The following is a 25,417-nucleotide window of genomic DNA, read 5'->3' on the forward strand; positions in this document are numbered from 1 at the left end:
AAAAGGCAATCCGGATCGACAAAAGAATTTTGAGAAACAGATCGACTTCATAAAAAAATTTTATCCGCTCGCCGCGATAACTGAAAATGAATATGGTGATGGGAACGTTTATTATATTGGTGGGGGCATAGATGACGATGTGCTGAATGACCTTGCAAAGGAAATTGTGCAAAAACATCACATATGGCATGTAGAAAGCGACGAAGGTATTGAAGTGTATCGACGTGTATGTGATGATGGTGAGTACATGTTCATCTTAAACCATACAGATCAAGAAAAACGGTTTCGCGATTTGACCCTCAAACCGTATGATAGTCAAATCGTTAAAATTTAGCATAATAAAGGGGTTGCATCAATGGCTACATTGAAAGAAATCGCAGAGAAGGCAGGGGTGTCCGTTGCCACTGTATCGCGTGTATTAAATTATGATATGACGTTATCTGTATCGGACGAAACGAGAAAGCGCATTTTTGAAATTGCCCAAGAGCTTAACTATAAAACGCCTAGGGAACGCAATCAAATGAGCGCGAAAGAACGGCTTCGTTTTGGCGTTGTCAACTGGTACTCGGAATCTCAAGAGCTTGACGATCCATATTATATGGCAATCCGTCTCGGTGTAGAAAAGGAATGTTTTCATCGCCAAATTGAGCTCGTCAAGTTGTTTAAGAAAGATGGTTCGTATGAATCAGAATGGTTAACAGGCTTAGATGGAATTATTGCTGTTGGGAAGTTTGGGAAACAAAATATTGACTTATTCATGTCAGTCACAAAACATATTGTTTTTGTTGACTACTCTCCCGATGAAGATCGCTTTGATTCTGTCGTTGTTGATTTTCGGAAAGCAACTGTTCGTGTTCTTCAATATTTGATGGATCTCGGTCATAAGCATATCGGTTATATTGGGGGGCGCGAATATGTTGGTGATGGTCAACTAGTTCAAGATGAGCGTGAACGTACATTTTATGAATATTTATATTTGCGCGGCATGTTCATTCCAGAGTATGTATTCACCGGACGTTTTATTGCTGAAGATGGATATATGTTAATGAAACAAGCACTTCAGCTACCAAATCGTCCAACTGCGTTTTTTATCGCAAGCGATTCGATGGCGATTGGAGCGTTGCGGGCGCTACATGAAGCTGGAATTGATGTGCCAAATGAAGTGGCCATCGTAGGCTTTAACGATCTTCCTACATCGAAATTTGTTCAACCACCGTTATCGACTGTGCAAGTTTATACGGAATTTATGGGCGAGACGGCCGTTGAATTGCTTGTTGAACAAATTCAAACGAAAAGAGAAATACCGAAAAAAATTGTTGTTCCAACAAAACTTGTTGTGAGGGAAAGTAGTTGTATCTACACAGTAAAGAAATAGCTTCCGCTTTGGCGAAGGCTATTTCTTTTATGATATGAACGAAAAGGAGAAAAAGCGCATGAAGCTTGTACAAGAACAACGAACGGAAATCAACGGTCACCCGATCATCGCATTTACGCTTGCAAATGATCATGGAATGGAAATCACTTGTTTAAACTACGGTTGTATGATTACAAGCATACTTGTTCCTGATAAAAATGGAAACTATGAAAATGTCGTTTTAGCATTTGATGACTTTTCTTCTTATTTGACAAACCGTCCATACTTGGGAGCTGTCATTGGGAGAGTAGCTGGAAGAATAAAAAATAGTTGTTTTGAGTTAAACGGGAAAACATACAAGTTATATGCAAATGAAAATAGAAACCATCTGCACGGTGGAGAGAAAGGCTTTCATCATGTTATTTGGCAAGCAGCAGGATTCTCAAAAAAAGAAGAAGTCAGTGTACGTTTTTTACATCGAAGTGTTGATGGAGAAGAAGGATATCCGGGAAATGTTGATGTACAAGTCACATATACGTTAAATAATCAAAATGAGCTCATCATTTCTTACTATGCCATTTCAGATCAAGACACTCCGCTTACATTAACAAATCATACGTACTTTAATTTAAGCGGTAACGCACAGAGAGATATTTTGCAACATGAATTGAAAATAAAAAGTGATCGATTTTTACCATTAGATCACGAATTTATCCCGACTGGGGAAATAAAAGATGTGGCGGGTACACCTTTTGATTTGCGTCAAGGGAAAACGCTAAAAGAAGTCATCGATTCAACAGATCCGCAAATTGTCTTAGTCGGGCAAGGATATGATCATCCATTTGTGTTAAATGCTCATTATGAAAAAGAAATCGTCTTGTTCGACCCGAAAAGCGGACGGACATTAGTAGTGGAAACAGACGAACCAGGGGTTGTAGTATACACGGGAAATCATCTTCCTAATGGAGAAAAGATGAACGGTGTACTGTCGAGAAAATATTTAGGCATTTGTTTAGAAACACAAGCGTTACCAGATGCGGTACATCATTCAAATTTTCCGTCTTGCATTTTGCGAGCAGGAGAAGTGTATTCATCGACGACAAAATATGCATTTCGGGTGTCACGTGAATAGGGGCGACAATGTGAAAATAGCCTTCAACGCGAAGGCTATTTTTTTACGGCTTCTTCTAATGTTTCAAGCATTGATTGTTTTTGTTCATCTGTTGCATGATTCCATAACGCTTCAAATAAAACGCCAAGACCAGGTAAATATTTTTCTTCACCTTGTTGAATCGCATCAACGATCGTATGTTCAAGCTGGTCTTTTGAGCTGTTTGCGACGTTTGCCATGACGGCACCGCGTAAATTAAAGTCCATTGTTTTCACTCCATTCTTTATGTATTGCGTAAGTAGTTTTTGCTATAATGATAATTACTATTCATGAAAGAGGAGAGAGGGAAATGGAAAAAGCAACATTTGCGGGCGGATGTTTTTGGTGCATGGTCACTCCGTTTGAAGAACTTGACGGCATTTATGGCATTGTTTCCGGATACACAGGCGGTCATGTGGAACATCCGACGTATGAACAAGTGAAAACAGGAACGACAGGACATTATGAAGCGGTACAAATTACGTTTGATCCCGATGTATTTCCGTATGAAAAATTGTTAGAGTTGTATTGGTGTCAAATTGATCCAACGGATGACGGTGGACAATTTCACGACCGTGGTCCACAATATCGAACAGCGATTTTTTATCATAACGAAAGACAAAAAACATTAGCGGAGCAATCGAAAAAACAATTAGAAGAAAGCGGTCGTTTTTCCAAGCCGATCGTGACAGAAATTTTACCGGCGACAACGTTTTATCCAGCAGAAGACTATCATCAAAACTACCATAAGAAAAATCCAAAACATTATAAGGAAGACCGAGCGGCATCTGGACGTGATGAATTTATTGCGAAACATTGGGGGAAAAACGAGTGAAGCGAATTGAATCGCCGAAAAACGAGCGAGTGAAACAATGGAAAAAGCTTTTAACGAAAAAAGGACGCGACAAAACCGGGCTGTTTCTCATTGAAGGATTTCATTTAGTAGAAGAGGCGGTCAAAAGTGGTGTTCATATCGAAGAACTGATTGTTGCGGAGCATGCGGTCATCCCAGCAAGCTGGGACATTGCCCATATTCCGATGACGATTGTGACCGACGATGTGATCAAAGCGATTAGCGATACAGAAACACCGCAAGGCATCGCAGCGGTATGTAAACAAATGCATTGGAACGTGGATGATGTGCAAACGGCGTTGTTCATTGACGCTGTACAAGATCCCGGGAATGTAGGAACTATTATTCGTACCGCAGATGCTGCTGGAATAGACGCTGTTGTCGTCGGAGAAGGAAGCGTCGATATATATAACGCAAAAGTGATTCGTGCAACACAAGGTTCGTTGTTTCATTTCCCTGTGATAAAAGGAGATATTGGACAATGGATCGCTCGCTTCCAAAACAAGCATATCCCCATTTATGGAACATCGCTTCAAAATGGGGCAGACTACCGTTCTGTATCTCCTTCTTCATCGTTTGCATTAATCGTTGGAAACGAAGGAAGCGGTGTGAACGATAAGTGGCTACAACAAACAACTGCCAACTTATATGTGCCGATTTACGGGCAGGCAGAATCGTTAAACGTAGCCGTTGCGACAGGAATTTTACTTTACCATTTGCAGAAAAAATAAACGCAACCTTGCACGTTATTACCCATTTGCTTATAATAAATGAAGAATTTCATTATATAAAAGACAATGATCGAGAAGAGTAGCTTGCCCCTCGCCATTCAGGGAGAAAACGCCATAGACTGCGAGCGTTTTTATGGTGGAAGCAAGTGAATTCACCTCGGGAGTTGGCGCTTGGACCATTTTGCATACGCAAAATGTAAAGGCGTTCCGGTGTAGACCGTTATCGCAATGAAGTGAGCTATGTTGATTGCATAGCTAACAAGGGTGGTACCGCGAGTGCACTCGTCCCTTACTTAAGGGGCGAGTTTTTTATTTTTATACATAACAAGGAGGGATTTCCATATGAAGGAGCGGTTACAACAGCTTCAACAAGAAGCACTTGAAAAAATTGAACAGGCAAACGATTTAAAAGCGCTCAATGACGTACGCGTCGCATATCTCGGCAAAAAAGGCCCAATTACAGAAGTGCTGCGCGGGATGGGGGCATTGTCGCCTGAAGAGCGCCCGCTCATGGGAGCACTTGTCAACGACGTACGCGAAGCGATTCAACGAGCATTAGAAGCAAAACAAGCAACACTTGAACAAGAAGAAGTCGAGAAAAAATTGGCATCTGAAGCGATTGATGTGACACTTCCGGGTCGCCCGATTAGACGTGGCAACCATCATCCGTTAACGCGCGTCATTGAAGAAATTGAAGATTTATTTATCGGTATGGGCTATACGATTGCCGAAGGGCCAGAAGTCGAAAAAGACTATTACAACTTTGAAGCGCTCAATTTGCCAAAAGGCCATCCGGCGCGCGATATGCAAGATTCGTTTTACATTACCGAGGAGATTTTGTTGCGCACGCATACGTCACCAGTGCAAGCGCGCACAATGGAAAAACATCAAGGGCGCGGTCCGGTAAAAATCATTTGCCCTGGAAAAGTATATCGCCGCGACAACGACGATGCGACACATTCCCATCAATTTACGCAAATTGAAGGGCTTGTTGTGGACGAAAACATTCGCATGAGCGATTTAAAAGGAACGTTACGTGAATTTGCCCGCAAAATGTTTGGTGAAGATCGCGACATTCGTTTCCGTCCAAGCTTTTTTCCATTTACCGAACCGTCTGTTGAAGTCGACGTGTCATGTTTTAATTGCGGCGGGCACGGCTGTAACGTATGTAAAGGAACAGGTTGGATTGAAATTTTAGGGGCGGGCATGGTGCATCCAAACGTGCTCGAGATGGCGGGATTTGACTCAAAAAAATATACCGGCTTTGCGTTTGGTATGGGTCCGGAGCGCATTGCGATGCTTAAATATGGCATTGATGATATTCGCCATTTTTACCAAAACGATGTTCGTTTCTTGCAACAATTTCATCGGGTGTAAAAGGAGGGGTTAGTGATGTTTGTTTCATATAAATGGCTACAGGAATATGTCGATTTAACAGGCATTACGGCAAAACAATTAGCCGACCGCATTACGAAAGCAGGCATTGAAGTAGAAAGCGTTGAGGTGCGCAATAAAGGAATACAAGGTGTTGTCATCGGACATGTAATTGAGCGCGAACAACATCCGAACGCTGATAAATTAAGCAAATGTTTAGTCGATATTGGCGAAGGAGAGCCGGTACAAATTATTTGCGGGGCGCCGAACGTCGCAAAAGGACAAAAGGTCGCTGTTGCTAAAGTTGGTGCCGTATTGCCTGGCAACTTTAAAATTAAACGCGCAAAACTGCGCGGGGAAGAATCAAACGGCATGATTTGTTCGTTGCAAGAGCTTGGCGTGGAGTCAAAATTAGTGCCGAAAGAATACGCCGATGGCATTTTCGTTTTCCCAAGCGATGCACCGGTCGGAGCGGATGCGCTACAACTCCTTTACTTGGATGACGAAGTGTTAGAACTTAGTTTAACACCAAACCGCGCCGATTGTTTAAGCATGATTGGCGTCGCTTATGAAGTGGCAGCGATTTTAGGAAGAAGCGTGAAGCTTCCGACCATCGAACTTCACGAAAACAATGAAAATGTTCATGATTATATTTCTGTCCGCGTCGATGCACAAGAAGATAATCCTTTATATGCAGGGCGCATCGTGAAAAACGTAAAAATTGGCCCATCGCCTCTTTGGATGCAAGCGCGTTTAATGGCAGCTGGCATTCGTCCACACAATAACGTTGTTGATATTACGAACTACATTTTGCTTGAATATGGTCAACCGCTTCATGCGTTTGACTATGATCGCCTCGGTTCGAAAGAAATTGTCGTTCGCCGCGCGAAAAACGGCGAAACGATCGTGACGCTTGATGATGTAGAGCGCACGCTTACAGAAAACCATCTCGTCATTACGAACGGGAAAGAGCCTGTCGCTTTAGCTGGTGTGATGGGCGGTGCGAACTCGGAAGTAAAAAATGACACAACGACCGTGTTTATTGAGTCCGCGTATTTCGCAAGTTCGGTTGTTCGCCAAGCGGTCAAAGATCACGGATTGCGCAGCGAGTCGAGCACACGGTTTGAAAAAGGAATCGATCCAGCGCGGACAAAAGAAGCGCTTGACCGAGCCGCTGCGTTAATGGCGGAATATGCTGGCGGAGAAGTCGTTGGCGGCGTTGTGGAAGTGAACACACTGCAACAAAAAGATGTTGTTGTCACGATTACATTAGACCGTATTAATAACGTGCTTGGCACAGCCATTACGAAAGAAGAAGTCGCAGGCATTTTGACGAACTTGCAATTTACATTTACGGAACATGACGGCACGTTTATGATTACTATTCCGTCACGTCGTGCAGATATTACAATTGAAGAAGACATCATCGAAGAAGTAGCGCGTTTATACGGATACGACCATTTACCAGCAACATTGCCGATCGGGGAGGCAAAGCCAGGGAAACTCACACCATATCAAGCAAAGCGTCGCCACGTGCGCCGTTATTTAGAAGATGCAGGCTTGTTCCAAGCGATTACGTACTCGCTCACAAACGAAGCAAAAGCAATGATGTTTGCGCTTGAAACAGCTACACCAATTCGCTTAGCATTGCCGATGAGTGAAGAGCGCAGCGTCTTACGACAAAGCTTAGTGCCGCACTTATTGGAAGCGGCAAGCTATAACCGCGCCCGCCAAGTCGAAAACGTCGCGCTATATGAAATCGGCTCGGTATATTTAGCTAACGGCGAACATGAACTGCCGAACGAAAAAGAACGTCTCGCCGGCGTCTTGACAGGCGTATGGCATGCCCATTTATGGCAAGGGGAGAAAAAAGCAGTTGACTTCTATGTCGTTAAAGGAATTTTAGATGGTTTGTTTGCGTTGCTAGGATTAGAAAACCGCGTGGAATATAAGCAAGCAAAACGCGAGCACCTTCATCCAGGGCGCACGGCCGATATGTTGCTAGACGGCAAAACAATTGGTTTTATCGGTCAGCTACATCCGGTCGTGCAAAAACAATTTGATTTAAAAGAAACGTATGTGTTTGAACTAGACCTTGAAGCTTTATTAAAAGCGGAAGTAGATGACATTCGCTATACAGCGATTCCACGCTTCCCGTCCATTACGCGCGACATCGCCCTTGTCGTTGATGAACATGTCGTAGCAGGTGATCTCGAGCGAGCAATTATTGAAGCAGGCGGTGAACTGTTGAAAGACGTATCGATTTTCGACGTTTACAAAGGAGACCGACTTCCAGAAGGCAAAAAATCGATCGCCTTCTCGCTCCGTTACTACGACCCAGAGCGGACATTGACGGACGAAGAAGTCACAAACGTTCACGAACAAGTCATCAAAGCGGTCGAACAACAATTCGGCGCCACATTGCGCGGGTAAAACGAAACCCCTATCTGATGCACGGGCATTGGATGGGGGTTTTTATGTCCTTGGCGGATCGGTGGGGGCGTTTTTTTGTCTAGTCCGCCAAAATTGGCGGGCGCACCGTCAAAAAATGGCGGGGTTCGACAGCAAGTTGGCGGTGAAGGAGGGGGAAAATGGATGTATAATGGGATTGAATAGGAAAAATATATAAGGAGGATATTTTTATGAAGAATAAATATCTTAGTATTCTTGTACTTACATTTCTTTTCATAGTTTTATCCCCTGCATTTGCATCGGCATCAACACACAATAATAAGTCCCATGATTATGAGGTTCACGTCGTTTATTATGCCTCTGGGGGAGTACTAGTTCCTTTTTCAGTTGGTACGGATATAACAATGAACATAACAGTTAGTTATCCAGGGAAAATTATTACGTATGAAGATATATATGCATATATTGTTAATGGAGCTCTCTTTCCATTTGAATGTAGTTTAAATGTAGGTACTATTAAATACTATAAAGATGGTTCCTACTGGTCAACTCATTCACTTCCCTATGTAGGTAGTTACATTGCAGATCCCAATAATATAACAGGTTTTAGATACGGAAAGCCTAATACCGATTTAGTTGATAGTAGTACCTATAAAGCAATAGGAGCTGTAACATATAGTAGTTCAAGCACAACTCCGATGTCATTTGTTGTTGATACTACTGAAGGAGTGGTGGATTAATTTATGGAAAAATCAAAACGAATAAAGTTAATACAAATTACACTTATTGTAGGATTATGTATTGTAGGATTAAGTTTTTCAAGTGTTTTTCATTATTCTTCAAATGTAAAAGCTGAAAAGGAATCTCTAAACCAAAACGCGTATCTTTATTTAAAACTAGAGCGCAAAAAAATAAAAGAGCAGGATGTAAAGCCTTTTATAAAAATTGATGGAAAATCTTTTACGAATAAAGAGTTTAACGAGTTTCAGGTAAGCAGAAATATTGTAGAATTAAATAACGGAAATTCATTATTAAGTGATGAACAAATAAAAGATGAGTTTATTCAAAATGCTGTGTTAGAAGTAGAAGCCGAAAAACAAAATATTGTTGTTGATGAAAGTGAAGCAGAAAAATTTACAAAACATATGCGTCAAATATTGAAACAATCTTCTGACGAATATGCAATACAGTTTCTTCAAGACTATCTTTCGGCGTTAGGTATCTCTGAAGACGAATACTGGGATCGATATGCTGTATTAGCATATAAAAAAGCTTTAAAAATCAGCAAACTGAAGCAACAGTTTTTTAATGAACAAAAAGCTAAAACCAAAGATGTTAATATTGATGAACTGCAAAAGGCTTGGGAAAAATATCAGCAGGATTTGGTGAAAAAAGCAAAAGTAGAATTTATTCAAGGCTCAATATCGGAAGAGAGGAAGTGATGAATATTAAGGATATTCATGAAACACAATCTATGGAGAAGCCCTATAATACAGAGAATGATGAAATCTTTTCTTCAATCGAGGATTTACAAAATATAGTATCTGGAGGGAAATTGAAAAGAAACAGCTTTAATTTTAAGACTTATCCTAAATGGGTTAAATATCTAGGGTATTTTGTAGTTGCAAGTATCATTCTTATTCCATTGATTCTACTAATTCTTAATTTATTCATGTAAATTAGCACTTTATTTCGAAACAAAATGGTCATTTTTTTGCAAATTCAAACTAGTTTTTGCGCCGTTCGCTCTACAAAAATAAGGGATATCAAAGACTTCTAAACGAGGAATCTCTTCAAACGATTCTCTATTCCTCCTAGGGCATTTTCGATATCTAGCGCCCACATAACAGATAAAGAAGTCACAAACGTTCACGAACAAGTGATCAAAGCGGTCGAACAACAATTTGGCGCTACATTGCGCGGATAAGACGAATCCCCCATCTAATGCATAAGCATTGGATGGGGGTTTTTATGTCCTTGTCGGATGGGTGGGGGCGTTTTTTATCTAGTCCGCCAAAATTGGCGGGGTTCGACATCAAGTTTGTGGTGAATAATGGAAAAAAGTGAAGTATAATCAAATTATCAAAACGAAAGGAGGAATTTTTAAAATGATTCGTCAATTTGTAAACATAGCAGTAGCGGTAATGCTTGTTGGAGGAATTTTATTTGGCGTAGGAAAAGATTCATTGGCAACTTCGAATCAAAAAGGGATAAAAGAATCGGGGGCGGTTACTCCTCAATCGATTGCATCAAAGACGAAAACAACCACGATCCAAGTTGGACAAACCGTTCAAACTTTGTATGTGACAGGAACTTTTAAAACTCAGTATAGCGATGTTCATAAAAGACAACTGTTTTCGGGAGTTAAATCGATTTCCTCAAAAGCATCCGGCAGTGGGACGTGGACACAGACAGGATATAGTGCGGAATTAATTGATGGTGGTCGCACATACGTCATTACAGTGTCAGGAAAATATTCCTATAATGGTGCAACATATACGATTTCAACAAGTATAGAATTTTATTGCAATGCTAATCGTTCTATTGGGTAGTAAGTGATAACAAAGCAAAAGACTTGTCACAATCTTCGACAAGTCTTTTTATTTTTCAGGAAGGAATTTCATTGAACTTGTCGAATGTTCCCTATTTGTAAATATTTGTGCAAGGTGCGATCGGATGAGTGAAAAGGGAAAAATAGCGAAACAGATGAAAGAAATTGTGGAACTATTCATGTCGGAACCACAACTAAAGGCGCACATGTTGATGGCAATTGAGGAACATATGAAAGAGAGCGATTTGGTTTTTGGTCGATTAGCCAATTTGCACCATGACATGTTTTCAAAACAGGAATATCCCTTCATTTATATCGCCGCAGCTGTTGAATTAATCGTGCTTGCTGGCGATTTACTTGATGACGTAGTTGATCAAGATCGATTAAAAGATGATGCGATTACTGTACATACTGCGATTGGGCTTTTGTTATTAGGGCAGCAAGTAATTGCTCATTTGCACATTGCTGATGAAAAGAAATTAAAGGCACTGTCATATGTTACGTCTTGCTTGTTGCAAAGTGTACACGGACAACAGACTGATGTGGTGTGCGACGTACAAACAGAAGCAGACTATGTAAAAATGGTAGAGAAAAAATCAGGCTCTCTTGTTGCGATGGCTTGTGTCATAGGCGCTTTATTAGCAGGAAAGGAGGACATCGCAACGATTGAAACGTATGCTTCTTACATCGGCATCGCGGCACAAATCGACAATGATCTTGATGCGCTATACAACTGGGATAAAAAAGCGGATATTCATGCAAAGAAAAAGTCGCTTCCGATTTTGTACATGCTAGAAAGCAAGCACGATAACTTATGGAAACAATATTTCAACAACGAGATAGACTATGACGAGATGTATGTCCAAAAAGAAAAAGCGCTTCAGCAAATGGAACAGGAAGGAGCGATTTATTATGCGAAAGTGATGAGCCAAATTTACAAGGAAAAAGCGTGGCAAGAAATCGAAAAACTAGATGTAGATGATGCGTATAAATCTGTGCTGAAAACATTTATTTAAGAATGTTGGAGGGGGATTGCGATGCAACAAATCATTCGCTTTTTAGTAGAACATCCGGAAGTCATCGAAAAATTACAAAATGGTACGGTGAGCTTAATTGGTTTAAGTGAGTTAGAGATAAAAGCGGTGATAAAGGTGTTTAGCGAATCGACTAGACCGCTTGGATATTGGATGTAGACCACGATGAATCGAACAGTTATTGCCATGATTTTTGCTTCGATTTTAGCGCTATATTTAACCGTTTTAAATGTGAAACATCCATTGATCGGCATGGATGTAGTCGCAAAGAGTGGCGCTGTGGTTGTTAACGATCTTTATGAGTTTGGCTGGGCAAAAAAACATGGGATTCATATTCATGATCAAGTGTTAAAAATAGATGGAAAGCCTCCGCTGTCCCACTTTACGGTTCAGAAATACAAAACGATTGAACAAGCAAAAGCAATCACTATTCAAAGAGGAAATCAAATCCAAACTTTGGTGATTGACTATCTAGCGCATGGAACGGAACAGTGGTTGTATTATATTCTTTTGCCGACGGGTTTTTTTCTATTCGCTGTTCGTTTAAGCGTTTTTTTGCTTCGTTCGCGACCAAATAATAACTCGGCGATCGTGCTGATTTACTTGTTGTTATCGGCAGGGCTTTGTTATATCAGTGCCAGCTTATCAGCGAAGCATGCGCCTTTTGGAAGGCAAATATTCAGCGGTGCATTTTTCATGCTGCCCCCGCTCTTTTTGCATTTTGTTTACAACTATTTTGAAAACGAAAAGAAAGTATGGTTTGCGAAAAAAATCGTCTTTTCCCTTTATTGGTTTAACATTGTGATGTTTATTATTTCACTGATGTCTATACTGTTTCGTTCGATAAGTGAAATGGAAGTGTTATTGACGGCATTTTTTATCAATACGGTTACCATTCTCGCTTTGTTAGGAAAAGGGTTCGTTGATCTAAAAAAAGATGAACAGCAACATACGATAAAAGGATTGTTATTGGCAATTAGTTTATCGACGATCCCGTTTCTTTTCTTTTATAGCCTTCCTATGCTAGTAATGAAAAAATGGATATTGCCAGCGGAATTAACGGTTATCTTTCTTTTCGCCTTACCGACCGTTTTCTTTTATTTAATGGCAACAGATCAACTGTTTCAACTGCCATTTTCCATCGGGCGGTTGAAGTATCTCGGTTTGTTCGCATTATTCCCATCTTTTTTTATAATGATTGTGTACAATCAATGGATCCATCGCTCTAGCAAATGGGCTGAACTTGTTGTTTTATTTTCTATCGTTTACATCATCGTCCTTGCTGCTTTTTACATAAAAGAATGGTTAGACCGCAAATGGCGGGCAAAATTACGGATGCAAAAACATTTTTATGAAGAGAGTTTGTATCGCATAAGTGAACAACTGAAAAAACAGCGTACAGTAGAAGGAGCCATGTATTGTTTGGAAAAGGAATTGCAAGAAATTTTGGACGTGGAAAAAATAAAGGTGATTCAGTCCATAAACGAACCGCTTTCTTTTGAGTACAATGAAGCATATTGGGCGAATATCGTCAAAAAAATAAATGGTGCCCCACTTTCGATCGGTCGCGTAATGGAACATCGCTCCTTATTTGTCATGTTTATCGGTTCATTTCGTCAAACACCTTTATGGCTAGTAGGGAAAAAGAAACATCCTCTTTCATTTCGCACCGAGCAAAAAGATTGGCTATCTACCATTGTTTATTATACGAGCATGACGATCGAAAACATGTTAAAAGTGGAGGATCTATTGAAAGAGTTAGATCGATTAAAAGAGAAAGAACATTCGATTTCGTTTACTCGGTTGATGTTCCAATGGTCAGAAAGGGAAAGAAAAAAACTTGCAATCGATTTGCACGATACATTGCTTCAAGATTTAATTTTGTTAAGAAGAAAAGTGGAAAATTTGCTAATCCAACATATGTTCATGGAGGACATGCAAAAACAGCTAAACGATATTGAAGAGGAGATCCTCGATGTCATTGATGTAACAAGAGAAATATGCCATGAATTAAGACCGCCATTTTTGAGTCAAATAGGACTAAAACAAGCCATCACACAGCTTATTGACCGATTTCATTTACGTACGAATATAAAAGTAAAATGGAATGTTCACATACCAGTCCAATTAGGAGAAGAGCAGGAGCTAGTCATCTATCGGGTTATACAAGAATTACTAAACAATGCGGCGAAACATTCTCAAGCATCAACGATCCACCTCGTATTGGATGCGCAAGATGAGGCTGTTCAACTCCGTTATGTGGACGATGGAGTAGGAATAGAGATGGAAAAATTAAATGATCATCATGGTAATTTAGGATTATTTGGAATAAAAGAGCGTGTGCAAGGATTAGGTGGAACATGCAAAATCGATTCATCACATGGATCTGGATTAGAGATAACGGTCACCATTCCATTATAAACGTACGGAAAGGAGAAAAGCATGGCTCGTATTTTAATTGTCGACGATCATCTTCTTGTTTGTGAAGGTACGAAAAATGTGCTTGAACGTGAAGGAGATTTTCAAGTAGACATTACGACATCTGCGAGCGAAGCAGAACAAATGATCGAGCAACGTGCGTATGATATATGTTTACTTGACTGGTGTATGTCGGATATGAGCGGTATCGAATTGAGTAAACGAATTCTCGAAAAACAGCCAACTTCGAAAATTGTCATCTATACCGGATATGATATTGTTCCTTTTTTTAATTATTTCATTGAATCAGGCATTACAGGCTTTGTCAGCAAAACCGCATCAAGCGAGCAATTGGTGACGGCGATTCGCTGTGCGTTAAGAGATGAGGCGGTCATTCCTGTGCATGTACTGCGTCAGCTGCGGCTTTTCGAAGTGAAAGCTAGGATGGGAGAAGAGGAGGATCATATCGCGCTCGACATGTTTGAACGAAATATATTGATAGAGGTTGCCAACGGTTTAAGCAATAAAGAGATTGCAAGAAAGCACTGCATGAGCCAGCGGAGCCTAGAAAGACAGCTATCGCGTATTTTTTCAAAATTATGTGTATCTTCTCGGATAGAAGCGGTGGAAAAAGCAAAACAATTGGGATTCATTCCAGAGCATTATATGTTGTTAACGTCCTCATCGGATGGATGAGGGCGTTTTTGTCTAGTCCGCCAAAATTGGCGGGCGCACCGTCAAAAAATGGCGGGGTTCCGACATAAGTTGGCGGTGAAGAAGAAAGAAAGTAGAGGTATATTTGAGATAGGAAAGGACAGGGGGAGGTGAGGATTGGTGACTAAATTGAGGATGAAGTCCGAAATTTTGTGTAAAAAGAAACGGCGCAAAAATGTGTTTAATTTTCCTAAGACCTAAATTCGCTGGGCCGAGAGTGAAATTTTACACAATAATCAGGACTTGACCAAATTGAGGCCTGAATCCGTGATAAAACATGTCCAAATTGCTGAGAAAACTTGATAAATCAATAAATGTTACGTTTTTTGCTTTTCATTTAATTAAGAAGATCCGAAGACGGGCTAAAACCTTGTTATAATAACATTTTCTGTCACTTTTGATGAGTTCCTGTCATGGATTCAGGTGAGGTAAAGAAAGGGAGGAGGTGGTACATGTGGAAAAAACAAGGGAAGAACATAAGGGGCAACAGTGGCAACCAGTTACCAAGAGTGTCGTGAAAAAAGGTGCAGGTATCCCTCTTGTGAAGGCAGCAGGTTGTGCTGGTTGTTGGGCAGCGAAGTCTATCTCCCTGACTTCTGCCTGCTGGGAATGTGAAATTAGCCTTGTGGCATGCGCCATCTAATATAGAATTTTACCTAACATATTTATGAATTTGGAGGGGACTTTCCTTTGGTAAAAGAAAGTCCCCTCTCCTAATCAAAAGAAAGTGAGGCGAGGTTCATGGTAATTGGAACACCAAAGAAAAAGGTAGCACCTCAATTTGGTATTCATTTGCAACCAAGTGGCGCCATTCTTTATGAAACAAACACGTTGAACTATTTTCGTTTGAGTGGTGTCGGGGCAGAACTGGCTATGTTGATGGCTCGGCTGCAGGATATGGAAAAGACAGCGTACGTTTGGAGTCATATGAATGGTTTAGAAGAAGGACTGACGGTCCAGGAACTGCGAGACATGTTTGCCGATCATCCGTTAACAGCGCTTTGGGAAAAAGGTATCTTACCCTCTTCTATTAGGATTACTGGATCGTCTCAGGCGTATCTTCCTATTCGAAGTACCCTTCAATTGACAAATGCCTGCAACTTGAGCTGCCCATTTTGTTATGCAAGTTCTGGGCGTCCTTATGAAAAAGAATTGACGACCGAAGAGTGGATTCTTGTAATGGAAAAATTAGCTGCTAACGGGGTTTTTGACATTACCATCACCGGAGGGGAAGCAAGACTAGTAAAAGGGTTCCATCGCCTTCTCGCTACTGCTAGCTGTCTGTTTATAAACGTTCATCTCTTTAGTAACGGGCTTGGCTGGACGGATGATGATATTGCTTTCGTCAAACAATTTAACAATGTACGTTGTCAAGTGAGTGTTGACGGATATGAGGAGACACACGACAAAATGCGAGGGAAAAAGGGAGCCTATAAAGCGACGATGTCTAATGCACGCAAGATTGCCGAGGCTGGTATTCCCCTCATTATTGCTATGACCGTCTCTCCAATTAACTATCTTGATGTGGAAAAAGTGGCAGAAGAGGCTTGCGCGGTTGGTGCACGTGTTTTCAGGGCTGGGATCACGTTGCCGGTTGGGCGTGCAGGAGACGGTATTTTTTTTCTATCGAAGGAACAACGCGAAAGAGTGAAAGAACAAATCGATCGGGCGATTAAAAAATGGGGAAATCGCATTGTGATTCCGGACTGGCGAGAAGAGGACTCCAACGAGCATCACAAAGGTGGTGAAGCTGATTTTTGTACACCTGGCTACCTAAACTGGTACGTGCGAGCAGATGGTATGGTTACACCTTGCCAGATTGAGGAAGCCTCGATGGGCCATATTTTAAAAGACTCGGTTTTGGAAATAGGGGCGGAAGAACGACTGCTGGAGGTTCGTGCAAAGTCTAAATCCTGTTACTGTATCCATAGAGTGGAACTGCCGAAACCGGATCAACCATTCCGTAAATTGGTTTAAGAAAAAAGGTGATTTGGAGGAGAAAGAGAGGTGTAGGTATTTGTGTGGCTTATTGCAGTTGTAGTTTCAATACTTAGTTTGTTTTTGTTTCTGAAATTCAGAGATAGGGCGTACAAACAAGAGAATGATAAGTTGGTACTACCTAGTAAGCAAGTCGCTATTGAATGGGCGATTGTAGCTGTGAAAAGGTTGACAACAATCGATGTTTCTGACTGGGACACTTATGCCGCCTTTTGGCATGATCGTGAGACGATTAATCGCCTACATCATTTAGGTATGCTCGATGAGGTACGGACACTGGTGCACCGTTGGGGTCTGTTAGAGTCTTGGAGAGTGCGTTTTGTCAAAAACGACACGACCATTTTGGTCGGTATTGCACCGAATGGGGAAATCACCCATTTGCAGGTTGAAGGACAATTGAGGACCGATGATGTGCATAAGTTTGAATCAAGCAACTTGCTAGCTGTACTTAATATCGATAACCCGCATGGTTTTTGGAGCGAGGCACGCCTAATTGGCGAGGGACAGGTGGAGGGGATTTCCGACAGGGAAGAAGAGCGGACGTTCTGGTATCTTATTCAATCACCGAAGGTTCGTTTACGCGTATCTGTTACGATATATCAGGGTATTGTCTGGCAAGTTCATATGGAGCCAGAGATTTTTGCTCCCACTCTCAGCCAGGTGGTGCAACGTGAGTTTTTGGATAAAGTGCTGAACCTTTCAGGTGTGCTGGGATCTTTTATTGCAGCTGTGATCGGACTTCTGATTATCACCATAGAAGGCGGTAAATTGAATTGGAATTTTGGTGGAGTGTTGGCCGCAATCATCTTATTCGCTGTTGTACTTGTAACCAACGATGGATTTGAATTTTCTATGATTAACTCGTATGATGTGCGGGTCAATCAACGCGCTATTCGTATGCTAACACTTGTAATGTCACTGTTTCAAGCGATCGCAACGATGTGCGTGGTGTTAATCAGTACGTCGGTCGGCCTATTTTTGACAGAGCAGATCGGCATCTCCGCGTTTGAACATCCGGTCAATCAGATAATTGTTGGAGTAACAGCCGGTATTGCTTGTCTTGGTGGAATGACATGGCTCAATGCTATGTTGCAATCGACAGGAAAAGTTCGCATTGCGCCAGAGCTGTCTGACTATACGATGTTTGTTTCAGGATACAACTGGAAAGGTGCCCTAAGCATGAGCTTGCAAAGTTCGATCGGAGAAGAAGCGATCTATCGGTTAATGGGAATTCCTGTTATAGTGTGGTTGACCCATCAGCCTTGGTTAGCTGTGTTGGTTACGTCATTGCTTTGGGCTATTATTCATACAGGGACTGGTACGCATCCACGCATCATCCGATGGAGCGAGATCGTTGCATTGGGTTTCGTCATGGGAGAGTTGTACCTACAGTATGGCTTTATTGCTGCATTGGTTGCACATTTCATTCACAATTTCATTTTGATGTTTGCACCGATTGCTCTAACCAAATCGAAGATAAATCGTAAAGCTTTGCCAATCAACAACGCAGTGACTAAAGGATAGGTGAGAAGAATGAATAATATTCTGACTGTTAAGAATATAACCAAACGATACCGCAATGGTTCAGGAATTCATAATGTTCATTTTACCGTGAATCAAGGAGAAATTGTGGGACTACTAGGAGCGAATGGAGCAGGAAAAACCACTACCATTCGCTGTTGTCTTGGTCTGTTAGGTCCGGATACGGGCAGCGTGACAGTTGGTGAATTACCAGCTGGGTCACCTGAAGCTTTGAAATCCATTGCCTTTATTCCCGATAATCCGAATCTGTATCCGCTCTTGACAGTCGAAGAGCACCTCTATTTCCGAGCAAAGGCATTTGATCTCAAAGGAGATATTAAGACGCTTGTAGAAGCGGCTTTGCAAGAAGTAGGGCTTTTTGAATTTGCAACTCGTATGGGTGGCGAGTTGTCTCGTGGGCAGCGTCAACGGGTAATTTTGGCAGGAGCGGTTTTACAAAATGCCTCTCTTTATGTTTTGGATGAACCGACAGCTGGCCTAGATCCCGTCTCGATCCAATGGCTAATCGATTGGCTGAAAGTCAAAGCTCAACAGGGAGCGGGTGTGCTGGTTTCTACGCATAACCTTGATTTTCTCTGTAAAGTCGCAACGCGTGTTGTCGTGCTCTCTCAGGGGCAAGTGATTAGAGAAGATATGGTTCCGACGGAGGAAGAGAAATTTCAACACTGGCAAGAGCAGATTGTCAATCTGCTTAAGGGGGAGAGAAAGGATGATTAGAATCCTACACCTTTTGGCGCTTAACAGCATCCGTCAACTTCGCACCGGGATGGGAGTCCGTGGAATGCTGTTGGTTTCGAGTGTTTTTTTCGCTCTTTCGTTTGCCGCTCAATACTTGGTTTTGTCCCATTTGAATGATATGCAATCAAGTGCCACTACCATTGGATGGGGTCTTATTGGAATGCTTTTGTTTTTTTCATTGATAGGGCCTACTTCCACTCAATTGCCAAGTAAAATGGAAGATGTATTTTGGATATATACGACCCCTTATTCAATTCGAAAGGTTGCTCTTGCCGTTGCCGTCTGGAGAGGATTGCTTCGATTTGGTATTTGGCTGTTGTCAGCTCTGATGGCAAACTTGGCAAATCTATTGTTGAAGGGCATTTCAAATTTCGATTTTCTTAGTGTGCTGTACGGTTTACCCGTCCTTTTTGCCCTTTCCTTGTGGCAGGTAGGAGCTTCCTGCACCCGTGGACATAAACTCCTTTCTAAATTGCTCTTTTGGTTTTCGTTGATTGGTGGTTTGCTTATCCTAAGTTTGGTCGTGATGCTGTTAAAGGACGGAAAAATTGTTCATGGTTTGTTGGCTGGCTCATTGTTCGTACTTGCCCAAGGTATGGGAGGAGTTATGATTGGATTGACTAATTCTTTGGGATTTTTGGAGATTGGTCTTATCATCCTGGTTGGGTTGATCTTTTTGTTCGTTCCCTCGCAGAGCAAAATCAAAGAGAATGCTGTGATGGACGCCATTTATTGGGCAGACATAGCAAGCCGGAACAACATGCCGATGTCAACAACTAAGTATAAGAAAGGCGCCACTTCTTGGCGGGGGGGCGCAAAGTATCGCAAAGAGTGGGCTTTTCTATGGATGGAGTTAGCAGTGTTACGCAGAAGGCGGCTACGAATGACTTTTCAATTTCTGTTGTCGGTTGCGGTTGTAGCTTTGGTGGCTCGCAAGTACTCCTTGCTGCTCTATTTTTTGCCGATACTAGTTGCCTTTTCTACTCTGTTCAGCGGCTATTACTCGGGTACGATGCGTCATCTGCAGACTGGAGACTTGATGCTTTTGCCTGGTAAACTAAGCAAGAAAGTGATCGGTTCTGAGATACCCTATCTGTTATTTGCGCTGTTTAACCTGTTGATGTATTTGGTCGTGGGTGGTTTCGCTGCCCAGTGGAAGATCGATCGAATTATTGATCTTTTTGCCATTTGTATCGGAGTGGTGGTAATTACATATAGTATTCGCATTATGAGCATTGCTCGGGCCAATTTCCAAGACGGTCGAGTGACTCCTGTCTCGTATTTTTATAATGTCTTTCGTTTATTTTTCGTGGCTATTCTGCTTAACTTTCTTCTGATGGAAGTGACTGTTCGGTTAGACGGCAATCCTGCACCAGTGTTGTTGGTGAGTGATCTTCTGGCTGGATGGTTGACTTGGATAGCGGCCCTACGGTTTCTCAAAAGCAGCACGCTAAAGGGAGGACAGGCGGGGATGGCCAAAAAATGGGATTACACGTCCTCCATTTTGGCAATCTCTATTTGTGCAGTTCTTGCCTTTACAGGATATCTTATTTATAACCGAACTCATCTTGAACCACAACCGGCTATCGCTGGCATCAAATGCGATATGATGGAGCAAGACCGCTATCACATCCATGTGCATCTCGATATTTATGTCGATGGAAAGCACCAAACACTACCAAAATTTATCGGAATCTCGGAAAAGGGTGGTTGTATGTATTGGCTACATACTCATGATGATTCCGGTATTATTCATGTAGAGTCGCCAGTGAAAAAGGATTATACGCTAGGCGAATTTTTTCTAATCTGGCACAAACCATTGTCGAAAAAGCAGGTTGCTGATTGGGTGGCACCAAGTGGTACGGAAGTGAAAGCCTATGTCAATGGCAAGGAATATACAGGCGACCCGTCGAATATAATCTTAGATGCTCATGAGGAAATTGTCTTGCAAATTGGCCCTTCCTGGGTAACACCTCCTAGTTCTTATAAGTTTCCACCAAACTTATAAGAAGCTAGATGAAAATGATTAAAAAGAAAGGAATGTGAAAATAATATGGATCCAAAAGATTTGATGAAGAAAGAAACAAACGCTCTCACCTCTTACGTGCAAGCGTTGGGAAAAAGGGAGTCGATGTGGGAGGCCGCTAAAACGCTAATCAAACAGGGAGATGCATCAGTGCCTGCATTAGTCGAAGGGTTAAGGGATCCTGATCACAATGTACGGTCAATTTCTGCTGTTGTGCTCGGGGAGCTTGGACCTGTTGCGTCGCAAGCGGTCCCTGAACTTATTCAGTTCTTGAAAGATGGCAATCAGGAGGCACGCATGTCTGCTGCCTTGTCCCTGATGAGAATCGGTCCCGCTGCAGAGGAAGCGCTTGAACAGTGTCTAAAAAATGAGGATAAGGAGGTACAGTTTTGGGCAGCTTGGGCGTTAGTCATGAACAATCCGACCAAGCTACATGCTCTCCCGATCTTGCAAGAAGGATGGAACAACAGCAACGACAAATATAAACATCTGGCGGCGGCGGAAGCTTTGTTCAAAGCGATGAATCGCAAGATCGACGAACTGAAAGAATAAGTTTCGTATCACAGTGTTGATTATCATTTATTTTTCTAGAAGATCGGTGAAAAACAATGGATTCGTTCGATTTGTAAGAAATCGCAAGGAATGAAGTGATGGTGTTGCAATGTTTTGCAATCTGAGAAACATTGTTGGAGAGCAGCATCCCATACCCGTCAAGTTTAGTGGTTAGGCATTGCTGTATCCCATGCGCAATGTCTGTGATCATTAGCTGAAGAAAAAGAATATCACATTTTTCAGGCATTCCAAATAACCCTCTCTAAGAGGGTTATTTGGAATTTTTACGAATTAAATTAATAAATCCTGAATCCGTGACAAAATATCTTTACAATGGTAGCAAACCGTTGATACGATAAGGGAAAACGATATTGACGATTCCTCATTAAGTAGGTGAATGGGATGAAAGATTTCCCGATTCGGTTTGTATTGACAGATGAAACGATTATCCAAAGTGCTGTGCTTGCTCTCGTTGGCTACTTACTACATCAAACGAAACTGGATAAACGACTAAACGCCCTTCGGCTTCCAACCGTTCGTCGAGACGTGCACATTTCCCATAGAGACGTCATTCGCTCGATGATCGGCTTGCTTGCCACAGGAAAAACGGATTTTGATCATATCGAAGCGTATCGTCAGGACGATATCTTTTCGGCATCGATGGGGATCCAGCACGTGCCTTCCTCCCCAACCTTGCGACAGCGACTCGATCAGCTCGCTTGTCTTCCGATGACCGAAACGATTCTTTGGGAGGAGTCCATGCGTCTGTTGATGCAACGACATGCCACCTTGTCCTCTTGTTGGAACAAAGGGAAGACGACATGGCTTCCCCTTGATATAGATGGCTCCCCATTTGACAACTCCGGTACGAAAAAAGAAGGAGTGAATCGAACGTATAAAGGATTTGACGGTTTTACGCCATTGTTTGCGTATGCAGGGAAGGAAGGGTATCTCGTTCATGCCGAGCTGCGTCCTGGAAAACAACATGTGCAAGACGACATGCCCTCGTTTTTAATCACCGCCATCCGTCGAGCCCGTCAACTGACCGCGTCTCGTTTGCTTGTTCGCATGGATGCAGGGAACGATGCAGAAGCGAATGTGCACGTATGCCTAAAGGAAGACGTGGACTTTGTCATCAAGCGAAACTTACGACGAGAATCGAAAGCGCTTTGGTTTCAGATCGCTTCGCAAAAAGGCAAACGCGTCGATGATGGACAAACAGAAGGAGTGCAAACCTATGAGCTATGCCTTCCACAGACCGTAGCGATCGATGGAAACACGTATACAAAAGCACTCGTTTTGGTCATAGGATCCTTCGTTTACAATCTTCTTCGGCTGATTGAGCAAGATGTATTCAGTGATCCGAGCCATCCATTGCATCACAAAGTGAAGCGTCACCGAATTAAGACGATGATTCAGACGGTGATCACGATGGCAGGGCGACTCGTTCGCCGATCGTGGCAACGATGGATGAAGTTGACGAGAAGGAGTGGCTATAGCGAGTCCCTTCTGAACATGTACATCAAATGGAGAGAAGGAGGATAACAAACATTTGTTCGAACACCAATGTTCAACGCCACCTCTTTGTTTTCTTATCTCTCTTTTTAGTTCTTATGCCCAAAAAAGAGGTTTGTTTCATTTCCAAGAATATACATAACATCGGTCGCAAGCACAAAAAAGGGTTTTGTGGATGAAACATCTATAAAACCAGCAACAAAATCAAAGTCGATGTCAACCCATCACGGATTCAGGTGTAGAGGTTATTCAACTACGGGGAAGATTTGTTCAATATAATTGTTAATACAATAATCTTTTTTATTATTAAGGGAGGATATTATGAATAAAATTCTTTTACACCTAGAAGGGGTAGCTATCCTATTGTTAAGTCTTTATTTTTACTCTTATAATCAATTTAGTTGGCTTTTGTTTTTCGTTTTGTTATTAGCTCCAGATATATCAATGATAGGTTATTTATTCAATAATAAGGTTGGTGCAGTGCTTTATAATTTATTTCATACATATAGTTTACCAATTGGAGTTGTTATCTTAGGAGTATTGTTATCAAACGAAGTTGTTTTAGAGATAGGTTTAATATGGTCTGCCCATATCGGAATGGATAGGATGATTGGTTATGGATTAAAGTATCCAACACATTTTAAAGACACGCATTTAAATCGTGTTTAAATAAACTACTGTAGTTAAGTATTTTTTATAACAATAATTACCATTTGAAAAAGAAACAAACAGGGTACCCCTTATGTAACGTGGAGCTGTTTTTTCACGGTATCAAGGGGAATATTTTGTTTCGCTGCGCTGTAAATGAACTCCACGAGGCAATGTCCTTTTCGCTTGCGCAGGAGATCGAGCCCATCCGAAACATTGCTGTTCGACTTGAACATGCTGTACACATACGCAAGTTGTACCAAGATCCAATACCGTTTCACCGCCCGTCTGTTCTTATTTTATATGAACCAACAAACGGACTGGACCCGGCCGGCATTCGTGAAATTCGCGACTATTTGCGCAAGCTAGCAAGGGAGGAAAGATTGGCAGTCGTCGTATCGAGCCATCTTCTGTCGGAAATGGAGATGATGTGCGACCGTTTTGCGATCATTCAGCATGGCAAGCTTGTGACGATCGAATCGGTACAAGAGCTGTCGCAACAAACGGAGAAGGTGCTATTTATCGTCGAGCCGAGGGAGAAGGCGGCGCAAATGGTGAAAGCACACGATCCGCATCTCGATGTTCGCCTTGTCGAACAAGGCTTGGAAGTGACGCTCGATTATAAAAATATTCCTCGGCTAAATGCTATACTTGTCGCGGAAGGAATCAACGTATACGGCATTCATGTGCTCGCGAAATCGTTGGAAGAAAGATTTCTAGAAATGACGGGAGGAAACGAAATTGCCTAATCTTTTTTCGCTCGGTAGTGTCAAAAAATCTATGAAAAGACCTTTTTAAATTCCTTGTTAAGGTATTTAAAAAGAATGATGGCATCGGATTCGCCCTTGACCAACACTCGCCAAAGGGGAGAAACGGTCAATAAGGGCATGGAGGGGAAAGGAGGAAGCCGAATGAATCGATATCAGAAAATTGCCATAGGAGTAATGTTGTTCGTGCCGTTGATTTTCTTAGTCATTTCCTTATTGACAAACAGGTGGGGATTTTTCCTTTGGAGTTTGGCACCAAGCTTTACTGTGGGGATGACAGGGTTTTTCGTAGCAAAAGATAAATAATATGCCACGAGTGTTGATTATCCATTATTTTACTAAAAAACACAGAATCAATTGACTGAACACAAGCTTTTCTGCCTCTTCCCTCGAACAAGAACGCCGGCGGGCAAATGTCATTTGCCCGCAAAGCGTTCATTGTTCGAGGAGGGCAAGCGTACAGCATGCCCAGTCGGCAAGCGGTTCGCTTGCCGACTACGGCAGAAAAGCTAGGAATAGAGATGTCAACTGGTTTTTAATGGTTAATCAACACGCCTGATAATATGCATATGTTATACACCGCCCCTCTTATAAATTTTTGAATATTAAGATTTTTCTGTATCATGAATCCATATAATGAAAGAGAGAGGAACAATGCGTAATATAAATGTTTATAAAATATTATAGCTCTTGCCGATTATATTTTTGATCCATAACATCGAAGAAATTGCAGGGTTTCAAAAATGGGTAGATCACATGGTAAGTAATCATCGATTTGCTTTTTTGAATCAATTACTGTAGTTGAGCAATTTTTGTTACAATAATTACCATTTAAAAAGAGACAAACGGGGTACCCCTTATGCCACATGGAGCTGTTTTTTCACGGCATCAATGGGAATAGTTTGTTTCGCTGCGCCGTAGATAAATTCTACAAGACGATGTGCTTTGTTCGTTCAAAGTCAAGCCCGGTAGAGAAATCACCGTTGGACTCGAACATACTGTACACATAAGTCAGTTGTACCAGAATCCAATACCGTTTT

Annotated in this window: 24 protein-coding genes, 2 pseudogenes and 1 other annotated feature; of the genes and pseudogenes, 23 read left to right on the top strand and 3 right to left on the bottom strand. The window is 41.8% G+C overall.

What is annotated here, in order from left to right; translation table 11 throughout:
* The 3 genes from M4I42_RS11700 to M4I42_RS11710 all read left to right on the top strand — a co-directional run.
* Positions 1–334, top strand: a 334-nt coding sequence (locus M4I42_RS11700) for a Beta-galactosidase C-terminal domain (protein WP_268852342.1), incomplete at its 5' end; no start/stop codon positions are given.
* A gap of 21 nt (positions 335–355) precedes the next feature.
* Entirely contained in the window at positions 356–1,375 is a 1,020-nt protein-coding gene (locus M4I42_RS11705) for a LacI family DNA-binding transcriptional regulator (RefSeq protein ID WP_268852343.1), read from the top strand.
* A 58-nt stretch (positions 1,376–1,433) separates the two neighbouring features.
* Positions 1,434–2,486: an aldose epimerase family protein gene (locus M4I42_RS11710; protein WP_268852344.1), complete on the top strand. Its 1,053-nt coding sequence runs from the start codon at positions 1,434–1,436 to the stop codon at positions 2,484–2,486.
* Positions 2,487–2,521: 35 nt separating this feature from the next.
* On the opposite strand, the gene sspI is transcribed toward M4I42_RS11710, so the two are convergent.
* Positions 2,522–2,731: a small acid-soluble spore protein SspI gene (gene sspI, locus M4I42_RS11715; protein WP_171700422.1), complete on the bottom strand. Its 210-nt coding sequence runs from the start codon at positions 2,729–2,731 to the stop codon at positions 2,522–2,524.
* A gap of 83 nt (positions 2,732–2,814) precedes the next feature.
* Here sspI and msrA point away from each other — a divergent pair, with 83 nt between their 5' ends.
* From msrA to M4I42_RS11810, 19 genes are all read left to right on the top strand, one after another.
* Complete coding sequence (gene msrA / locus M4I42_RS11720) at positions 2,815–3,339, top strand: peptide-methionine (S)-S-oxide reductase MsrA (protein ID WP_004889108.1); 525 nt, start codon at positions 2,815–2,817, stop codon at positions 3,337–3,339.
* On the top strand, positions 3,336–4,088 hold the full coding sequence (locus M4I42_RS11725; protein ID WP_268852345.1) for a TrmH family RNA methyltransferase: 753 nt from the start codon (positions 3,336–3,338) through the stop codon (positions 4,086–4,088). Before msrA ends, M4I42_RS11725 begins: the two co-directional genes overlap by 4 nt.
* Before the next feature lie 57 nt (positions 4,089–4,145).
* Positions 4,146–4,381, top strand: a binding site (T-box leader).
* A gap of 49 nt (positions 4,382–4,430) precedes the next feature.
* On the top strand, positions 4,431–5,465 hold the full coding sequence (pheS, locus tag M4I42_RS11730; RefSeq protein ID WP_268852346.1) for a phenylalanine--tRNA ligase subunit alpha: 1,035 nt from the start codon (positions 4,431–4,433) through the stop codon (positions 5,463–5,465).
* Positions 5,466–5,480: 15 nt separating this feature from the next.
* Positions 5,481–7,895 carry a phenylalanine--tRNA ligase subunit beta gene (gene pheT, locus M4I42_RS11735; protein WP_268852347.1) on the top strand — a complete coding sequence of 805 codons (2,415 nt, stop codon included), beginning with the start codon at positions 5,481–5,483 and terminating at the stop codon, positions 7,893–7,895.
* 209 nt (positions 7,896–8,104) lie between these two features.
* Positions 8,105–8,614 carry a hypothetical protein gene (locus M4I42_RS11740; RefSeq protein WP_123961345.1) on the top strand — a complete coding sequence of 170 codons (510 nt, stop codon included), beginning with the start codon at positions 8,105–8,107 and terminating at the stop codon, positions 8,612–8,614.
* A gap of 3 nt (positions 8,615–8,617) precedes the next feature.
* On the top strand, positions 8,618–9,316 hold the full coding sequence (locus M4I42_RS11745; RefSeq protein WP_021321469.1) for a hypothetical protein: 699 nt from the start codon (positions 8,618–8,620) through the stop codon (positions 9,314–9,316).
* Between the two features lie 666 nt (positions 9,317–9,982).
* Positions 9,983–10,426 (top strand): hypothetical protein, encoded by a 444-nt coding sequence (locus M4I42_RS11750; RefSeq protein WP_268852348.1) that lies wholly within the window; start codon positions 9,983–9,985, stop codon positions 10,424–10,426.
* Between the two features lie 124 nt (positions 10,427–10,550).
* Complete coding sequence (locus M4I42_RS11755) at positions 10,551–11,441, top strand: polyprenyl synthetase family protein (protein WP_268852349.1); 891 nt, start codon at positions 10,551–10,553, stop codon at positions 11,439–11,441.
* A gap of 21 nt (positions 11,442–11,462) precedes the next feature.
* A complete protein-coding gene (gene comX / locus M4I42_RS11760; RefSeq protein WP_032100291.1) occupies positions 11,463–11,618 on the top strand; it encodes a competence pheromone ComX in 156 nt (51 codons plus the stop codon).
* 6 nt (positions 11,619–11,624) lie between these two features.
* Positions 11,625–13,880, top strand: a complete 2,256-nt coding sequence (locus M4I42_RS11765; protein ID WP_268852350.1) for a sensor histidine kinase — start codon at positions 11,625–11,627, stop codon at positions 13,878–13,880.
* A gap of 21 nt (positions 13,881–13,901) precedes the next feature.
* Positions 13,902–14,573: a response regulator transcription factor gene (locus M4I42_RS11770; RefSeq protein WP_268852351.1), complete on the top strand. Its 672-nt coding sequence runs from the start codon at positions 13,902–13,904 to the stop codon at positions 14,571–14,573.
* A gap of 472 nt (positions 14,574–15,045) precedes the next feature.
* Positions 15,046–15,234 carry a sporulation killing factor gene (skfA, locus tag M4I42_RS11775; RefSeq protein WP_218687893.1) on the top strand — a complete coding sequence of 63 codons (189 nt, stop codon included), beginning with the start codon at positions 15,046–15,048 and terminating at the stop codon, positions 15,232–15,234.
* A gap of 98 nt (positions 15,235–15,332) precedes the next feature.
* On the top strand, positions 15,333–16,568 hold the full coding sequence (gene skfB / locus M4I42_RS11780; protein ID WP_268852352.1) for a sporulation killing factor system radical SAM maturase: 1,236 nt from the start codon (positions 15,333–15,335) through the stop codon (positions 16,566–16,568).
* A 42-nt stretch (positions 16,569–16,610) separates the two neighbouring features.
* Positions 16,611–18,113: a CPBP family intramembrane glutamic endopeptidase gene (locus tag M4I42_RS11785; protein ID WP_218687891.1), complete on the top strand. Its 1,503-nt coding sequence runs from the start codon at positions 16,611–16,613 to the stop codon at positions 18,111–18,113.
* A 9-nt stretch (positions 18,114–18,122) separates the two neighbouring features.
* Complete coding sequence (locus M4I42_RS11790; RefSeq protein ID WP_218687890.1) at positions 18,123–18,848, top strand: ABC transporter ATP-binding protein; 726 nt, start codon at positions 18,123–18,125, stop codon at positions 18,846–18,848.
* Positions 18,841–20,877, top strand: coding sequence for a sporulation killing factor system integral membrane protein (skfF, locus tag M4I42_RS11795; RefSeq protein ID WP_218687889.1), 2,037 nt, complete (start codon positions 18,841–18,843; stop codon positions 20,875–20,877). Before M4I42_RS11790 ends, skfF begins: the two co-directional genes overlap by 8 nt.
* A gap of 45 nt (positions 20,878–20,922) precedes the next feature.
* Positions 20,923–21,447: a HEAT repeat domain-containing protein gene (locus M4I42_RS11800; RefSeq protein ID WP_218687888.1), complete on the top strand. Its 525-nt coding sequence runs from the start codon at positions 20,923–20,925 to the stop codon at positions 21,445–21,447.
* A gap of 402 nt (positions 21,448–21,849) precedes the next feature.
* On the top strand, positions 21,850–22,992 hold the full coding sequence (locus M4I42_RS11805) for an IS1380 family transposase (protein WP_268852353.1): 1,143 nt from the start codon (positions 21,850–21,852) through the stop codon (positions 22,990–22,992).
* Positions 22,993–23,283: 291 nt separating this feature from the next.
* Entirely contained in the window at positions 23,284–23,631 is a 348-nt protein-coding gene (locus M4I42_RS11810) for a DUF4260 domain-containing protein (protein ID WP_012574240.1), read from the top strand.
* A gap of 71 nt (positions 23,632–23,702) precedes the next feature.
* Here the strand turns inward: M4I42_RS11810 and M4I42_RS11815 are convergent.
* Positions 23,703–23,897 (bottom strand): annotated as a pseudogene (locus tag M4I42_RS11815) (IS701 family transposase); the annotation flags it as partial.
* A gap of 624 nt (positions 23,898–24,521) precedes the next feature.
* On the opposite strand from M4I42_RS11815, the gene M4I42_RS11820 reads away from it, so the two are divergent.
* The gene (locus M4I42_RS11820) at positions 24,522–24,683 is read left to right on the top strand and encodes a hypothetical protein (protein WP_164875862.1); all 162 of its coding nucleotides are present in this window, start codon (positions 24,522–24,524) and stop codon (positions 24,681–24,683) included.
* A 551-nt stretch (positions 24,684–25,234) separates the two neighbouring features.
* Here M4I42_RS11820 and M4I42_RS11825 read toward each other — a convergent pair.
* Positions 25,235–25,417: pseudogene (locus M4I42_RS11825) on the bottom strand (IS701 family transposase); the annotation flags it as partial.

Origin of the sequence: Anoxybacillus sp. J5B_2022 (assembly GCF_026847645.1) — a bacterium.
GTDB lineage: Bacteria > Bacillota > Bacilli > Bacillales > Anoxybacillaceae > Anoxybacteroides.

Excerpts from the sequence above, each read along its gene's own strand:
- M4I42_RS11705 (WP_268852343.1), top strand. The coding sequence starts at position 356 with ATGGCTACATTGAAAGAAATCGCAGAGAAGGCAGGGGTGTCCGTTGCC.
- M4I42_RS11710 (WP_268852344.1), top strand. The coding sequence starts at position 1,434 with ATGAAGCTTGTACAAGAACAACGAACGGAAATCAACGGTCACCCGATC.
- sspI (WP_171700422.1), bottom strand. The coding sequence starts at position 2,731 with ATGGACTTTAATTTACGCGGTGCCGTCATGGCAAACGTCGCAAACAGC.
- msrA (WP_004889108.1), top strand. The coding sequence starts at position 2,815 with ATGGAAAAAGCAACATTTGCGGGCGGATGTTTTTGGTGCATGGTCACT.
- pheS (WP_268852346.1), top strand. The coding sequence starts at position 4,431 with ATGAAGGAGCGGTTACAACAGCTTCAACAAGAAGCACTTGAAAAAATT.
- pheT (WP_268852347.1), top strand. The coding sequence starts at position 5,481 with ATGTTTGTTTCATATAAATGGCTACAGGAATATGTCGATTTAACAGGC.
- M4I42_RS11740 (WP_123961345.1), top strand. The coding sequence starts at position 8,105 with ATGAAGAATAAATATCTTAGTATTCTTGTACTTACATTTCTTTTCATA.
- M4I42_RS11745 (WP_021321469.1), top strand. The coding sequence starts at position 8,618 with ATGGAAAAATCAAAACGAATAAAGTTAATACAAATTACACTTATTGTA.
- M4I42_RS11750 (WP_268852348.1), top strand. The coding sequence starts at position 9,983 with ATGATTCGTCAATTTGTAAACATAGCAGTAGCGGTAATGCTTGTTGGA.
- M4I42_RS11755 (WP_268852349.1), top strand. The coding sequence starts at position 10,551 with ATGAGTGAAAAGGGAAAAATAGCGAAACAGATGAAAGAAATTGTGGAA.
- comX (WP_032100291.1), top strand. The coding sequence starts at position 11,463 with ATGCAACAAATCATTCGCTTTTTAGTAGAACATCCGGAAGTCATCGAA.
- M4I42_RS11765 (WP_268852350.1), top strand. The coding sequence starts at position 11,625 with ATGAATCGAACAGTTATTGCCATGATTTTTGCTTCGATTTTAGCGCTA.
- M4I42_RS11770 (WP_268852351.1), top strand. The coding sequence starts at position 13,902 with ATGGCTCGTATTTTAATTGTCGACGATCATCTTCTTGTTTGTGAAGGT.
- skfB (WP_268852352.1), top strand. The coding sequence starts at position 15,333 with ATGGTAATTGGAACACCAAAGAAAAAGGTAGCACCTCAATTTGGTATT.
- M4I42_RS11790 (WP_218687890.1), top strand. The coding sequence starts at position 18,123 with ATGAATAATATTCTGACTGTTAAGAATATAACCAAACGATACCGCAAT.
- skfF (WP_218687889.1), top strand. The coding sequence starts at position 18,841 with ATGATTAGAATCCTACACCTTTTGGCGCTTAACAGCATCCGTCAACTT.
- M4I42_RS11800 (WP_218687888.1), top strand. The coding sequence starts at position 20,923 with ATGGATCCAAAAGATTTGATGAAGAAAGAAACAAACGCTCTCACCTCT.
- M4I42_RS11805 (WP_268852353.1), top strand. The coding sequence starts at position 21,850 with ATGAAAGATTTCCCGATTCGGTTTGTATTGACAGATGAAACGATTATC.
- M4I42_RS11810 (WP_012574240.1), top strand. The coding sequence starts at position 23,284 with ATGAATAAAATTCTTTTACACCTAGAAGGGGTAGCTATCCTATTGTTA.
- M4I42_RS11820 (WP_164875862.1), top strand. The coding sequence starts at position 24,522 with ATGAATCGATATCAGAAAATTGCCATAGGAGTAATGTTGTTCGTGCCG.